At 60.7% G+C, this 16,288-nt stretch carries 8 protein-coding genes; 5 read left to right on the forward strand and 3 right to left on the reverse strand.

The genetic code is table 11. From position 1 onward, the window contains the following. Window positions 1-220: 220 nt before the first annotated feature. Window positions 221-3,160: a bifunctional [glutamate--ammonia ligase]-adenylyl-L-tyrosine phosphorylase/[glutamate--ammonia-ligase] adenylyltransferase gene (gene glnE, locus ACM6IP_RS17100; protein WP_159993346.1), complete on the reverse strand. Its 2,940-nt coding sequence runs from the start codon at window positions 3,158-3,160 to the stop codon at window positions 221-223. A 382-nt stretch (window positions 3,161-3,542) separates the two neighbouring features. Here glnE and aceE point away from each other — a divergent pair, with 382 nt between their 5' ends. From aceE to msrA, 5 genes are all read left to right on the forward strand, one after another. Further along, a complete protein-coding gene (aceE, locus tag ACM6IP_RS17105; protein WP_095167153.1) occupies window positions 3,543-6,188 on the forward strand; it encodes a pyruvate dehydrogenase (acetyl-transferring), homodimeric type in 2,646 nt (881 codons plus the stop codon). 11 nt (window positions 6,189-6,199) lie between these two features. Further along, window positions 6,200-7,846 (forward strand): dihydrolipoyllysine-residue acetyltransferase, encoded by a 1,647-nt coding sequence (gene aceF / locus ACM6IP_RS17110; protein WP_401128942.1) that lies wholly within the window; start codon window positions 6,200-6,202, stop codon window positions 7,844-7,846. A 317-nt stretch (window positions 7,847-8,163) separates the two neighbouring features. After that, window positions 8,164-9,588, forward strand: a complete 1,425-nt coding sequence (locus ACM6IP_RS17115; protein ID WP_414861929.1) for an alkaline phosphatase D family protein — start codon at window positions 8,164-8,166, stop codon at window positions 9,586-9,588. Between the two features lie 191 nt (window positions 9,589-9,779). Beyond that, a complete protein-coding gene (locus tag ACM6IP_RS17120) occupies window positions 9,780-12,473 on the forward strand; it encodes an EAL domain-containing protein (protein WP_414861930.1) in 2,694 nt (897 codons plus the stop codon). Window positions 12,474-12,565: 92 nt separating this feature from the next. Further along, a complete protein-coding gene (msrA, locus tag ACM6IP_RS17125) occupies window positions 12,566-13,216 on the forward strand; it encodes a peptide-methionine (S)-S-oxide reductase MsrA (RefSeq protein WP_095167157.1) in 651 nt (216 codons plus the stop codon). A 119-nt stretch (window positions 13,217-13,335) separates the two neighbouring features. On the opposite strand, the gene ACM6IP_RS17130 is transcribed toward msrA, so the two are convergent. Both ACM6IP_RS17130 and putP read right to left on the reverse strand, forming a co-directional pair. Next, entirely contained in the window at window positions 13,336-14,175 is an 840-nt protein-coding gene (locus tag ACM6IP_RS17130; RefSeq protein ID WP_095167158.1) for a 23S rRNA (adenine(2030)-N(6))-methyltransferase RlmJ, read from the reverse strand. Between the two features lie 186 nt (window positions 14,176-14,361). Next, complete coding sequence (gene putP / locus ACM6IP_RS17135; RefSeq protein ID WP_414861931.1) at window positions 14,362-15,846, reverse strand: sodium/proline symporter PutP; 1,485 nt, start codon at window positions 15,844-15,846, stop codon at window positions 14,362-14,364. Window positions 15,847-16,288 lie beyond the last annotated feature (442 nt).

Here is a 16,288-nt window from a genome sequence, read left to right on the forward strand (position 1 = left end):
GAGGCATTGGCCTCCCTGCTTCGAAAAACACTGTGGGAGCGGGCTTGCTCGCGATGGGGTGATTACCTTCAACACTGCTGTCGACTCACACTCCGCTATCGCGAGCAGGCTCGCTCCCACATGGGTATTGGTGCACATCCCGTGCAGTGTCGCTTGAGTGGCTCCAGATCTACCAATCACAGCTCCCACAAGGGGCATGAGGTGTTTGAACTACCCCGTGTCAGCTTAGCCCCAACTCGCGCCAGATTCGCAACACCTGTTGGCGCTCATCGACAAACTGGTTGCCTGCCACCACCCCGGCCTCGTTCTGCAACGCCTGGCGGTGAGCGGCGGCGCGGTAGGCCTTGTAGACCTCACGCATCAGGCTGGCATCGGCCGCAGGCATCAAGCCTTCGTGCTCCAGCTCTTCCAGAATGCGGATGTTGTCTGTCCAGCGCAGCAACGGCGGATGCGTCTGGGACCACGCCAAAGCCGCGTATTGCACCATAAATTCAATATCGACGATACCACCGGCGTCCTGCTTGAGGTCGAACAGCACCGTGGCTTCGAAGGCATTGGCCGCCGTCCCGGCACCGGTAATCCTGGTTCCCAGGTTATCGCGCATCTTGGCGCGCATCTCGCTGACTTCCTGGCGCAGCTTGGGCAAATCGCGGGCTCGCCCCAACACCTTGGCGCGGACTTTCTCGAACGCCTGGCCGACATCCTGGCTGCCCACCAGCACACGGGCGCGCACCAGCGCCTGATGCTCCCAGGTCCAGGCTTCATTCTCCTGGTAGCGCTCAAACGCTCCCAACGAACTGACCAACAGCCCCGAGGCGCCGGAAGGCCGCAGGCGCATATCGACTTCGTAGAGCTGCCCGGAGTTGGTCTGGGTGGTCAGCAAATGAATGATGCGCTGGCCCAGGCGGGTGAAAAATTGCGCGCCATCGATCGGCTTGGGCCCGTCGGTTTCCGCCTGCGGGTCACCGTCGTGGATAAACACCAGGTCCAGGTCCGAACCATGGCCAAGTTCCAGTCCGCCGACCTTGCCGTAGCCAACAATCACAAAACCTGGGTCGCACAAGGTGCCGTCGGGGCGCTGTGGCGAACCGTACTTGGCGGCGGTCTGGCGCCAGGCCAGGGCCAGGACCTGTTCGAGGATCGCCTCGGCCAGCCAGGTCAGGTAGTCGCTGACCTTCATCAAGGGCAGGCTACCGGCGATTTCCGAGGCGGCGACCCGCAGGCGGTGCGCCAGCTTGAAGTGCCGCAGGGCCTCCATCTGCTGTTCCAGGTCATCCTCGGGAATACGCGTCAGGCGCTCGCGCAGCTCCGCCGCCAGTTCCGGCGCCAGGGGCGGCTTGAACAGGCGCCCCTCGTTGAGCAACTCATCGAGCAGCAGCGGGAAGCGGGTGATCTGTTCGGCAATCCACGGGCTGGCCGCGCACAACGTCAGCAGACGGCGCAGGGCACCCGGGTTTTCCGTGAGCAACACCAGGTACGCCGAACGCCGCGCCACGGCTTCAACCAATGGCAGCACACGCTCCAACACCAGGTCCGGGTTGGCGTGCTCGACGGCCTGGGCCAGCAAGCGCGGGATAAAGGCGTCCAGACGCTCGCGCCCCAGACGCTGCATTGCCCGCAGCTGCGGACTGCCTCGCAGGCCGGCCAAGGCCTTCAGGGCTTTCGGCGCATCGGCAAAACCGCCCTCCTGCAACTGACGGCACGCGGCTTCTTCGTCCTGGGCGTCTTCCCACAGCGGCAACCATTCACCACCGACCACCACTTCGCTTTGCGCACCCTCCTCTTCGTCGGGATCGGCGATCACTTGACGGAAATGCCAGTCGACCCGACCCCGCCAATACATCAACTGCGCATGGAAGGCTGGCCAGTCGGCAAAACCCAGCATAAAGGCGATGCGCGCCTGATCCTGCTCGTTGTCGGGGAGCATTTGTGTCTGCCGATCGGCAATCGCCTGGATCGCGTGCTCGGTGTAACGCAGAAACTCATAACCCTCGCGCAATTCGCCGACCACCGCCGGCGGCAGGTAACCCTGCCCTTCCAGCGTGCTGAGCACCTTTAATAGAGGACGCTGCTGCAGGCTCAGGTCGCGGCCGCCGTGAATCAGCTGGAAGGCCTGGGCGATGAATTCCACTTCACGGATGCCTCCGGCGCCCAGCTTGATGTTGTCGGCCATGCCCTTGCGCCGCACTTCCTGCTGGATCAACTGCTTCATGGTGCGCAGCGCTTCGATCGCCGAGAAATCCAGGTAGCGCCGATAGACGAACGGGCGCAGCAGGTCGAGCAATTGCGCCCCTGCAACCTGGTCGCCGGCCACCACCCGCGCCTTGATCATGGCGTAGCGTTCCCAGTCACGGCCCTGGTCCTGATAGTACTGCTCCAGGGCATTGAAGCTGAGCACCAGCGCGCCGGACGAGCCGTACGGACGCAGGCGCATGTCGACGCGAAATACAAAACCGTCGACGGTCATCGGGTCCAGCGCCTTGATCAGCCGCTGGCCCAGGCGAATGAAAAACTCCTGGTTATCCAGCGCACGCTTGACGCCGACGGTCTCGCCGCCTTCGGGGTAGGCGAAGATCAGGTCGATGTCCGAGGACAGGTTGAGTTCCACCGCGCCGAGCTTGCCCATGCCGAGGATGACCATCTGCTGCGGCTCGCCACTGCGCCGCCCGGTGGGCGTGCCGAACTGCTGGCAGTGGCGCAGGTACAACCACTGATAGGCCTGGTCGATGCTGGCATCGGCCATGTCCGAGAGATCGCGGCAGGTCTGGATCAAGTCGGCCTGACGGTTCAGGTCGCGCCAGATGATGCGCACCTGGTGACGGTTACGCTGGCGGCGCAGTGCCCGGGCCAGTTCGTCATCGGTGGTAGCTGCCTGCGCTGCCGTTGCGATCTGCGCGCATAGCTCGCCCGCAGCGAACGGGCGGTCCAACTCGCCGGACTGCACCAGCGCCAGCAACATCAAGGGGTCACGTACACATTGTTCAGAGACAAAGTCGCTGGCGCCCGTCACGCGAGCCCATTGCGCCCAGCGTTCGGGCGTCCAGGTGGACAGGCCATGATCATCGTCGAGGGCGGCCACGGCCGCGCGCAACGATTGCTCGGCACGGCTGACAAACGGCTGGAGAATGGCGGGCAGTTGGGCAAGCGAAGGCAGGCTCATGGTCTATCCTTGATCGGCGTAGAAAGGGCGGTCTGTAGTGAACCCAGCAATTGCACTACGCAAAGGACTGTCGAACAAAGGTTAGAAATAGCTGAAATCTCAATATTTTTGGTAGCCAGCATCACGCTCGACCCTATTCTGGTTGGCTAAAGACCAAGAGTAACGATTATTCTCACAACACAGCAGGAGGCCACAAGCCGTTCTTCTGTAGTTTTACTACTCGTATATACATTCGAAAGGCTGAAATGCCCGGAGATTTGTAGTAAAACTACACGCCGCCGAATCAACCTCCGGCATTCCAAGAATTTATAACGTCTGCCCACAAGGCCAGTCGCTAACTCAGGCAACCGATTCTGGTAGCCTTTCCGCCCTGGAGCAAGCCATGCAAGACCTCGATCCCGTCGAAACCCAGGAATGGCTGGACGCCCTGGAATCGGTTCTCGACAAAGAAGGCGAAGACCGTGCTCACTATCTGATGACCCGTATGGGCGAACTCGCAACCCGTAGCGGTTCGCAACTGCCTTACGCCATCACCACGCCATACCGCAACACCATCCCCGTTACCCACGAAGCACGCATGCCTGGCGACCTGTTCATGGAACGCCGCATTCGCTCGCTGGTACGCTGGAACGCGATGGCCATGGTGATGCGTACGAACCTGAAAGATTCTGACCTGGGCGGTCACATCTCCAGCTTCGCCTCCAGCGCTACCCTGTACGACATCGGCTTCAACTATTTCTTCCAGGCCCCGACCGACGAACACGGCGGCGACCTGATCTACTTCCAGGGTCACACCTCGCCAGGCGTCTACGCCCGTGCGTTCATGGAAGGCCGCATCACCGAAGAACAAATGAACAACTTCCGCCAGGAAGTCGACGGCCAGGGCCTCTCGTCCTATCCGCACCCTTGGCTGATGCCTGACTTCTGGCAGTTCCCGACTGTATCCATGGGCTTGGGCCCGATCCAGGCGATCTACCAGGCACGTTTCATGAAGTACCTGGAAGCCCGTGGCTTCATTCCGGAAGGCAAGCAGAAAGTCTGGTGCTTCCTGGGCGACGGCGAGTGCGACGAGCCCGAATCCCTGGGCGCGATCTCCCTGGCTGGCCGCGAGAAGCTGGACAACCTGATCTTCGTCATCAACTGCAACCTGCAGCGCCTCGACGGCCCGGTTCGCGGCAACGGCAAGATCATCCAGGAACTCGAAGGTGTGTTCCGTGGTGCCCAGTGGAACGTGACCAAAGTCATCTGGGGCCGTTTCTGGGACCCACTGCTGGCCAAGGACGTCGACGGTATCCTGCAACGCCGCATGGACGAAGTCATAGACGGCGAGTACCAGAACTACAAGGCCAAGGACGGCGCGTTCGTCCGTGAGCACTTCTTCAACACGCCAGAACTCAAGGCGATGGTTGCCGATCTGTCCGACGACGAGATCTGGAAGCTCAACCGTGGCGGCCACGACCCGTACAAGGTCTACGCGGCGTACCACGAAGCGGTCAACCACAAAGAACAACCGACCGTCATCCTGGCCAAGACCATCAAGGGTTATGGCACCGGTGCCGGCGAAGCGAAAAACACCGCGCACAACACCAAGAAGGTTGATGTTGAAAGCCTGAAGCTGTTCCGCGATCGTTTCGACATCCCGGTCAAGGACGAAGAGCTGGAGAACCTGCCGTTCTTCAAGCCTGAGCCAAACAGCGCTGAAGCCCGCTACCTGAGCGAGCGTCGTACTGCACTGGGCGGTTTCGTGCCACAGCGCCGCGCCCAGAGCGTGAGCATTCCGACCCCGCCACTGGACACCCTCAAGGCGATCCTGGACGGCTCGGGCGACCGTGAAATCTCCACCACCATGGCCTTCGTGCGGATCCTCGCGCAATTGGTCAAGGACAAGGAAATCGGTTCGCGCATCGTCCCGATCATCCCGGACGAAGCCCGTACCTTCGGTATGGAAGGCATGTTCCGCCAGTTGGGCATCTACTCCTCCGTCGGCCAGCTCTACGAGCCAGTCGATAAAGACCAGGTGATGTTCTACAAGGAAGACAAGAAGGGCCAGATCCTTGAAGAAGGGATCAACGAAGCAGGTGCCATGAGCTCCTTCATCGCGGCCGGTACTTCGTACTCCAACCACAACCAGCCAATGCTGCCGTTCTACATCTTCTACTCGATGTTCGGCTTCCAGCGGATCGGCGACCTGGCCTGGGCGGCCGGCGACAGCCGTACCCGTGGCTTCCTGATCGGCGGTACCGCTGGGCGGACCACGCTGAACGGCGAAGGCCTGCAACACGAAGACGGTCACAGCCACATCCTGGCTGCCACCATCCCGAACTGCCGCACCTTTGATCCAACCTACGGCTACGAGCTGGCGGTGATCATCCAGGACGGCATGAAGAAGATGACCGAAGAGCAGCAGGACGTTTTCTACTACATCACCGTGATGAACGAGTCCTACCAGCAGCCAGCCATGCCGGCCGGTGTGGAAGAAGGCATCATCAAGGGCATGTACCTGCTCGAAGAAGACAACCGCGAAGCGGCGCACCACGTACAGCTGATGGGCTCCGGCACCATCCTGCGTGAAGTCCGTGAAGCGGCGAAGATTCTGCGTGAAGAGTTCAACGTCGGCGCTGACGTATGGAGCGTTACCAGCTTCAACGAACTGCGTCGCGATGGCCTGGCCGTGGAGCGCAGCAACCGTCTGCACCCAGGCCAGAAGCCTAAGCTGAGCTACGTCGAAGAGTGCCTGAACGGCCGTAAAGGTCCGGTGATTGCCTCTACCGACTATATGAAACTGTTCGCCGAGCAGATCCGTCAGTGGGTACCGTCCAAGGAATTCAAAGTCCTGGGCACTGACGGTTTCGGCCGCAGCGACAGCCGCAAGAAACTGCGTCATTTCTTCGAAGTTGACCGTCATTTCGTGGTGTTGGCAGCCCTGGAAGCACTGGCTGACCGTGGTGACATCGAACCTAAGGTTGTGGCTGAAGCCATCGCCAAGTTCGGTATCAACCCGGAAAAACGCAACCCACTGGACTGCTGAGGAGATTTTCCGTGAGCGAACTCATTCGCGTACCTGACATCGGCAGCGGTGAAGGTGAAGTAATTGAACTGTTTGTGAAGGTCGGCGACAAAGTCGAAGCCGACCAGAGCATCCTGACCCTGGAGTCGGACAAGGCGAGCATGGAAATCCCTGCTCCCAAGGCCGGCGTGGTCAAGAGCCTGAAAGTGAAGCTGGGCGATCGCCTGAAAGAAGGCGACGAACTGCTGGAGCTGGAAATCGAAGGTGCTGCTGATGCAGCCCCTGCGCCAGCCGCTCCTGCCGCTGCTCCTGCCACTCCTGCTGCTGAAAAGCCTGCAGCTGCAGCCCAGGCCCCTGCGGCCCCGGCTGCTGCACCTGCCGCCGCCACCGTGCAGGACATTCATGTCCCGGACATCGGCTCGTCGGGCAAGGCCAAGATCATCGAACTGCTGGTCAAGGTCGGCGACACCGTCGAGGCTGATCAGTCGCTGATCACCCTGGAATCCGACAAGGCCAGCATGGAAATCCCTTCGCCGGCTGCCGGCGTCGTGGAAAGCATCGCGGTCAAGCTCGAAGACGAAGTCGGCACTGGCGACTTTATCCTCAAGCTCAAAGTCCAGGGCGCAGCCTCTGCAGCCCCAGCACCCGCTGCTGCGCCAGCTCCGGCGGCCAAGGCTGAAGCGGCACCTGCCGCTGCCGCCCCTGCGCCAGCTGCCAAAGCCGAGGCCGCTGCGGCCCCGGCTGCTGCGTCAGCGCCAAGCGGTGCCAAGGTTCACGCCGGTCCGGCCGTACGCCAACTGGCCCGTGAATTCGGCGTCGAGCTGAATTCGGTGAGCCCTAGCGGCCCGCACGGTCGTGTGCTCAAGGAAGACGTGCAGGTTTACGTCAAGGCCATGATGCAGAAGGCCAAGGAAGCCCCGGCCGCCGGTGCTACAGGCGGCGCTGGCATCCCTCCGATTCCAGTCGTGGATTTCAGCCGCTTCGGTGAAACCGAAGAAGTGCCGATGACCCGCCTGATGCAAATCGGCGCATCGAGCCTGCACCGCAGCTGGCTGAACATTCCGCACGTGACCCAATTCGACTCGGCGGATATCACCGAGCTGGAAGCGTTCCGTATTGCCCAGAAAGCTGTGGCCGAGAAGGCTGGCGTCAAGCTGACCATTCTGCCGCTGCTGCTCAAGTCTTGCGCACACCTGCTCAAGGAACTGCCGGACTTCAACAGCTCCCTGGCACCAAGCGGCAAGGCGATCATCCGCAAGAAGTACGTGAACATCGGTTTTGCGGTTGATACCCCAGACGGCCTGCTGGTTCCTGTGATCAAGAACGTTGATCAGAAGAGCTTGCTGCAACTGGCTGGCGAAGCCGCTGCGCTGGCTGCCAAAGCCCGCGACAAGAAGCTCACGGCCGACGACATGCAAGGCGCCTGCTTCACCATCTCCAGTCTCGGCCACATTGGCGGCACCGGCTTCACGCCGATCGTCAATGCACCGGAAGTGGCGATCCTCGGCGTGTCCAAGGCAACCATCCAGCCCGTCTGGGACGGCAAAGCCTTCCAGCCGAAACTGATGCTGCCGCTGTCGCTGTCCTACGACCACCGTGTGATCAACGGCGCCGCTGCGGCCCGTTTCACCAAGCGTCTGAGCGACCTGCTGGGCGACATCCGCACCATCCTGCTGTAAGACCGCAGGGCCCTTCTTTCGCGAAGGGCCCTGCGTGCTCCACGTTTTCCGAGCGCCACGCTCGTACCTCAACCCCGCCAATTGGCGGGGCTTTTTTTGCCTGCAAAACAGCCCAACCTCGAAAGGCGCTTAGGCAAAACCGCTACGCATTCCTACCGGCGTTAACACCCAAGACTACGCCAACAGTTGACCAGGACCACATCCCGGGTCCACTTCCCCGCCAATTCTTAAATGCCCTCCAGCCATAAGATCAATCGCAAAGCACACATAGCGTGCTGGACGCGACTTCCCACGCCGCACTTCGAATGGATTCGAATATGCTCAAGCCTACTGTCGGCCCGATTGTTGGCCATACCACCTTTCAACACACCCGCCTGTTTCTGCGAGGCGCCCCAGTGACCAACGCCTGGGTATTTGCCGGGCTGCGTTATCGCCGCACGGGCGATCCGAACTGGTCCAAAGGGCTTTTTGCCGAGTTGACGACGGCTCGCGATATGTCGGCGGTAATCGCGCTGCATGACCTCGCCAACGATACCGAGTATGAGTACCAGGCAGGCTGGTTCAATACGGGCGATACCCGACCAGCCCTGGAAGTCCTTGACCAGTTAGAACTGCAATGGCCCCGGGAAACCTATCGCTTTCGCACTGCCTCCAGCAAAGCCTGCACACCCCGCAGCTACATCGTCGGCTCGTGCCGCTACCTGCGCATGACTCTGGGTATCCCGATAGCGCCCGCCAAGGGCGACCGGATCTTTGCGGCGATCAAGCGGCTGGCGGACACTTCCTCGCCAGCGATCAGCGGACTGGTGATGACCGGTGACCAGGTGTATCTGGACGACATGAACGTCGTCGCCCCGGACCTCGATTACCCGGATATTCTCGCCAAGTACCGTGCGGCCTTTTCTCAGCCCTATATTCAGGCGCTAATGGCTTCTTTACCGACCTACATGATTCTCGACGACCACGAAATAGAAGATAACTGGCCCGCCAACGCCAGCCGCAACGACACCAGCCTGTATCGCAACGCGATGGCCGCGTACGAAATCTATCAAGCCAGTCATGGCCCGGCGTATGAAATGGCGACTGGCGAGCAACCCGCTGGCCAGCCGCCACATTACTGGTACCAGTTTGCCCAGGGGGACATCGAGTGGTTTGTCATGGACACCCGAACCCGACGCAACCTCTCGGCCGACGACCGACGCATCATCGATGCCGATCAAGAGCAAGCGGTGCTCAAGTGGCTGATCAACAGCCCGGCGCGGGTCAAAATGCTGGTCACGGGCGTCATGCTGTTCCCGGACAGTAAAGGCAATGACAGTGACACCTGGAAAGCCTTCCCCGAACAGCGCCTGCGCATCCTCGAAAGTATCCGCCTGCACAAGATCAGGAATGTGCTGATCATCTCGGGTGACGTCCACGGCTCACTCACCTCGCGCCTACGCCACACCACAGACCCGGACTTCGAGGTGCAGACCATCGTCTCGTCACCGTTCTGCAACAGCGCCTGGCTGCCCTTTGCCAAGTCCTCGTCGTTCATCCTTGACCAGCCGTTGGCGAAAACCGCTGCCGGCGACTATTACCTCGAATGGACAAGCAAGGTGATCAGCCAGGACAACTTCGCCCACCTGACGGTGCGCACCGAGCATATTCGCGTGGAGTACCGCGACACGGGTGGCGACCTGTTGTATTCGGTAAACCTTCCCCTGCACCCTCCCCCCCAGACTCTGCCACTTGTTGTGTAGGTGTGGCCTTACGAAATCCCACAAATTACGCGCAGTTTTCCTACAGAAATCCGTGTTTCGGCCGATAAACACCTATAGCACTAAGCCTTCATCCTCTATTGTCAGCCAGGGCGGCATCATGCAACCTTGCCGCTGGCTACACAGAGGGCGTGAGCACGTCGCGTTCAGCATTTTCGAAGCGAGTTTCTTCCATGAAAAGCCATCCCGATGCCGCCAGCCGAATGGTGGCCGAGGTAGTGACGCAATTGCCTGTGCCCTCGCGGCTCGGCATGCTGCGTTTCGAGCGGCTGAATGAAGCAAGCTGGGCCCTGCTGTTTCTCGACCCCAACTGCGAACGCCAGTTCGGCCTGCCCGCCGTAGAGCTTTGCGCCCTGGTCGGCTCGCCCTACGCCAGCCTGATGGAGCCTGAAGCCCGTTATCAGTTGCACGATACGATCCAGCAGCAACTGAGCCAAAGCCCGCACTACCTGATCCGCTACACCCTGCACACTGCCCAGGGCTCCCTGAGCCTGCTGGAAATGGGCGAAGCCTATAAACAACACAATCGGCACCTGCTGCGCGGTTATCTGCTGGTGGTCGACGGCCTGTTCGAAGACGACCCCTTGCTGCCGGCACTTGACCTGGAAACCCAGAATTCGCGCCTGCAGATTGCCCTGGAGTTGAACCAGCGCGCCCAGCAGGAACAACTGCAACACCTGGAGCGCATGCGTGCCCAGCAAGACCTGATCCTGCTGCTGACGCGCCAGCGCTACAGCTCCGGCAATTCGTTGCGCGAAGCGGCCGAACTGATTACCCGCAGTGCCTGCGATATCTACCAGATCGACAGCGCCAGCCTGTGGAACCTGGAAAATCGCCAACTGCTGCCGATTTCCGCCTACCACCGCTCTTCGCAGGAACACCGGCTACCTGAAGTGATCGACGCCAGCGGCTTCCCCGATTACCTGGAAGCCCTGCACTCGAGCCGGGCCATCGATGCCCACAACGCCATGCATGACCCGCGCACCCGGGAAATGGCCGAGAGCCTGCGTCCACGGGACGTCAACGCCATGCTCGATGCCAGCATCCGCGTGGACGGCCAGGTGGTCGGCGTCCTGTGCCTGGAACAGACCGGCGTGACCCGTGCCTGGCAGTCGGACGAAATCGCTTTCGCCGGCGAGTTGGCCGACCAGTTTGCCCAGGTCATCAACAACCACAACCGGCGCACCGCTACCAGCGCCCTGCACCTGTTCCAGCGTGCGGTCGAGCAAAGTGCCAACGCCTTTTTGCTGGTCAATTGCGACGGCGTGGTCGAGTACGTCAACCCCAGCTTCACGGCGATCACCCAATACAGCACCGAAGAAGTCCACGGCCAGCGCCTGTCGGAACTGCCGGCCCTGGAAAATCTCAGCGAACTGCTGTTCGACGCGCCCTCGAGCCTGGCCAAGAGCAACAGCTGGCAAGGCGAGTTCAAGAGCCGGCGCAAGAATCTGGAGCCCTACTGGGGCCAGTTGTCGATTTCCAAGGTGTATGGCGACAACCGTGAGCTGACCCACTACATCGGCATCTACGAAGACATCACTCAGACCAAGCTGGCCCAGCAGCGCATCGAGCGCCTGGCCTATACCGACAACCTGACCAACCTGGGCAATCGCCCCGCGTTTATCCGCAACCTCGACGAACGTTTTGCCCGCGACAGCGACAGCCCGATCTGCCTGCTGCTGGTGGACATCGACAATTTCAAGCGGATCAACGACAGCCTCGGCCACCAGACCGGCGACAAGCTGCTGATCAGCCTGGCCCGCCGCCTGCGCAACAGCTTGAGCCCGAGTGGCAGCCTCGCGCGTTTTGCCAGCAACGAATTTGCGGTACTGCTGGATGACGCCAGCCTGTCTATCGGCCAGCAAATGGCCAGCCAGCTGTTGATGACGCTGGACAAGCCGATGTTCGTCGATAACCAGTTGATCAGCGTCACCGCCTCCGTCGGCGTGGCCTGTGCGCCGCTGCACGGGCGCGACCCGCAAACACTGATGCGCAACGCCGGGCTGGCCCTGCACAAGGCCAAGGCCAATGGCAAACACCAGGTCCAGGTATTCACCGAAGCCTTGAACGCCGAGGCCAGCTATAAGCTGTTCGTGGAGAACAACCTGCGCCGCGCCCTGACCCAGAACGAGCTGGACGTGTTCTACCAGCCCAAGCTGTGCCTGCGCTCCGGTCGCCTGCTGGGGATGGAAGCGCTGCTGCGCTGGAACCACCCGGAAAAAGGCATGATCCGCCCCGACCAGTTCATCAGCGTCGCCGAAGAGACCGGGCTGATCATCCCCATCGGCAAATGGATCGCCCGCCAGGCCTGCCGCATGAGCATCGAACTGAGCGCTGCCGGGCTGGGCAACCTGCAGGTGGCGATCAACCTGTCACCCAAGCAGTTCTCCGACCCGGACCTGGTGTCCTCGATTGCCAACATCCTCAAGGAAGAAAAGCTCCCCGCCCACCTGCTGGAGCTTGAACTGACCGAAGGCCTGTTGCTGGAAGCCACCGAAGACACTCACCTGCAGCTCGACCAGCTCAAACGCCTGGGCCTGACCCTGGCCATGGACGATTTCGGCACCGGTTATTCGTCCCTCAGCTACCTGAAGAAATTCCCGATCGACATCATCAAGATCGATCGCAGCTTCATTCATGAGATCCCGGACAACCAGGACGACATGGAGATCACCTCGGCCGTGATCGCCATGGCCCATAATCTCAAGCTCAAAGTGGTGGCCGAAGGCATCGAGACGGCCGAACAACTGGCCTTCCTGCGCCGCCATCGCTGCGACGTCGGCCAGGGCTACCTGTTCGACCGGCCGATCCCCGGCGCCGAGCTGATCGACAAGCTCAAACGCTACCCACGTGGCCCAATTGCCTGACTGAGTCATCCCTGCGGGCGCTCGCTCCCGCGGGGATTATTCGGCACACTGGCGGTCTGACTACTTACATACTCTGACTGAGAGGACTGATCATGGTCTTGCGCTCGGAAATTCTGGTGAACAAAAACGTGCTCCCAACTAAAGAACAAGCCCTGCCCGGCCGCGAATCCCCGATCACCGTACCGGAGAAACACTTCGTCAATAAGGACCAGTACATGCTGGGTCCCTTCATCGGCAACGTAGAGTTCGCGATCTTCGGCCTGGGCTGCTTCTGGGGCGCGGAACGCAAGTTCTGGCAGCGTGAAGGCGTGGTCAGCACGGCGGTGGGTTATGCCGGCGGCTTCACCCCCAACCCGACCTATGAGGAAGTCTGCTCGGGCCTGACCGGCCACACCGAAGTGGTGCTGGTGGTGTATGACCAGGACCGGATCAGCTACAAGCAATTGCTGGCGATGTTCTGGGAACTGCACAACCCGACGCAAGGCATGCGCCAAGGCAACGACATCGGTACCCAGTACCGTTCGGTGATCTACGCGGTCAAACCTGAACAACTGGAGGAAGCCAAGGCCAGCGAGCAGACGTTCCAGGCGCAACTGACCAAGGCGGGAATGGGCACCATCACCACCGAGATCGAACAGGCCCCGACCTTCTACTACGCCGAGGCGTATCACCAGCAGTACCTGGCGAAGAACCCTGAGGGCTACTGCGGGATCGGCGGCACAGGCGTGACCTGCCCGATCTGATTTTCAGATCGTCAATAGCATCGCGGGCAAGCGGAGCGCCGCCCGGCCCGCTCCCACAAAATCTGTGGGAGCGGGCTTGCCCGCGATGGCGTCAGATCAGACGCCAATGACGCGACGGATCAACTCTCGGCAATCAACCAATCCATCTGCCACCCACCCTGGGTCTGGCCCAGCTTCTGCGCCAGCCACGGCAGCAACTCCCGCAATTCCTCTTCCAGCCCCCACGGCGGATTGGCAATCGCCAGCCCGGAGCCATTCAGGCTGTTCGGTGTATCCAGCGGATGCACCAGCAATTCCACACGCAGCAACTTCGGCGCGCCCGTGCCGGCCAGGTCCTGATAGAAGCGGCGCAACATGCGCTGGTCCTTCACCGGGTACCAGATCGCCGCCACGGTTTGGCGCATGCGGCCAATCGCTTCTTTGAGCGAAGCGGCACAGCGCTGCATCTCATCGAGCTTCTCGAACGGCGGATCGATCAGCATCAAGCCACGCTTCTCAGGCACCGGCAGCATCGCCCGGGGCACATGCCAGCCTTCGCCCAGGTGCACCTTGACCCGGCGATCGCCCTTCATGTTGTCCTTGAGCAGCAAGCCGTCTTCCGGGTGCTTCTCGTTGAGCAGGACACGATCCTGCGGGCGGGTCAGGCGCCGCGCCAGCTCCGGCGAGCCAGGGTAGTAGCGCAACTGGCCATCCGGGTTCATCTCGTGCAGCACCTGCATGTAGTCGGCCGTCAGCACCGGCAGGTCCGGCTCGCCCCACAATCGCGCGATACCCTCCAGGTACTCACCGGTCCGGCTGGCCTGGTCGCCCTGCAGGTCATACAGACCAATGCCGGCGTGGGTGTCGAGATAGGCAAACGGCTGCTCCTTGCGCGACATCAGGGCGATGAGGCGGGTCAAGGTCAGGTGTTTGAACACGTCGGCGTGATTGCCGGCGTGGAAGGCGTGACGATAATTCATGGCTGCTCCTGCGAAGGAGGCGAAGTTTACCTTTTACCGGCCAGCAAGTCAGGGGTTCACGGCTGAGCGGGCCTGCGCTTTTGCAGTTGCCTGTTTCAGCAAAGTCCACCAACGAAAACGGCCCGCATCCATCAGGCTGCGGGCCGTTCTTTGATCAGCGATTGATCAGGGCATTGGCCCTGGCAATTACTTGTTCAGGTTGAAATCTTTCTCTGCTGCGGCAAAGCGCTGCAGCATGCCGGCCGATGGTTCGCCCATCTTGCTGACCAGGAAGATTGCCAGGCTGGCGAAGATGAAGCCCGGGATGATTTCGTACAGACCCAACAGTTCGAAATGCTTCCAGACGATCACAGTCACCGCACCTACCACGATACCGGCCAGTGCGCCGTTACGGGTCATGCCTTTCCACAGTACCGAAATCAGTACAACCGGACCAAAGGCCGCACCGAAGCCGGCCCAGGCGTAGCTCACCAGGCCCAGTACGCGGTTTTCCGGGTTGGCTGCCATCGCGATGGCCACCAGTGCAACCGCCAGGACCATGGCGCGGCCGACCCAGACCAGCTCGACCTGGGAAGCGTTCTTACGCAGGAAGGACTTGTAGAAGTCTTCGGTCAGGGCACTCGAGCACACCAGCAGTTGGCAGCTCAGGGTGCTCATTACCGCCGCCAGAATGGCCGACAGCAGCACGCCAGCGATCCATGGGTTGAACAGCAGCTTGGCCAACTCGATGAACACACGCTCGTGGTTCTCGGTCACAGGACCGGCAACTTCCGGGTGCGCCGAGAAGTAGGCGATACCGAAGAAGCCTACTGCCACGGTGCCGCCCAGGCACAGGATCATCCAGGTCATGGAGATGCGACGCGCCTTGGCGATCGACTTCACCGAATCCGCCGCCATGAATCGCGCCAGGATGTGCGGCTGGCCGAAGTAGCCCAGGCCCCAGCCCATCAGCGAGATGATGCCGATGAAGGTGGTGTTTTTCAGCATGTCGAAGTTGCTTGGATCTTGCGCTTCGATGGCCAGGAAGGTGGTGTCGACGCCACCGGTGGCCAGCAGCACGATGATCGGCGTCAGCAACAGGGCGAAGATCATCAGTGTGGCTTGCACGGTGTCAGTCCAGCTGACTGCCAGGAAACCACCGACGAAGGTGTAGGCAATAGTCGCCGCAGCACCGGCCCACAGCGCAGTCTCGTAGGACATGCCGAAGGTGCTTTCGAACAGACGGGCGCCAGCCACAATGCCGGAAGCGCAGTAGATGGTGAAGAACACCAGGATCACCACGGCAGAAATGATGCGCAGCAGGCCGCTCTTGTCTTCGAAGCGGCTGGAGAAGTAGTCCGGCAGCGTCAGTGCATCACCGTTGTGCTCGGTCTGTACCCGCAGGCGACCGGCCACGAACAGCCAGTTCAGGTAGGCACCGATGATCAGGCCGATGGCGATCCAGCTTTCCGACAGGCCCGACATATAGATGGCACCTGGCAGGCCCATCAACAACCAGCCACTCATGTCCGAGGCGCCAGCGGAAAGCGCGGTCACGACGCTGCCCAGGCTACGGCCACCGAGAATGTAGTCAGAAAGGTTGTTGGTGGAGCGATAGGCCATGAAGCCGATCAGCACCATTGCTGCGATGTAGATCACGAACGTGATCAGGGTTGGATTGCTTGCACTCATTGAGTTACGCCCTGGCTTTGTTTTTATGTAGCAGCGGTCTGTTGAACCGCCACCAAACGATTACGCTTGAAAGACGATTGGAGAATCCGCGCATTTATGACTGATGTTTCCCCAGGAAAGCCATCAGCCGATGAACCGTCTCGTGGATGGTTGCACCTTGGGCGCGAATGCTATTCAACAAAGCAAATGAGGTGCAACCTGTTTCGCCCGAATAAGTTGCACCCAGTCGGAAATTTATTTTAAAGGACAGTTTTTGCTCCCTTTCGGAGCAAGAAACTCAACGGACTGGGAGAAAAAGCACCAAGCAGGGGCGACGCGCTGTTGCTTGAATTTAATTCCTGACGAACTGCCGATAATTCCGACAAAAAAGGGTTGCACCAGGTTGCACCTCCCTCAGTGCGCCGCTAATCTTGCCGCCAGCTGATGCCACGCAGTCGTGGCA

The sequence above is a fragment of the Pseudomonas sp. IT-P176 genome (genome assembly GCF_949767245.1).
Lineage (GTDB): Bacteria > Pseudomonadota > Gammaproteobacteria > Pseudomonadales > Pseudomonadaceae > Aquipseudomonas.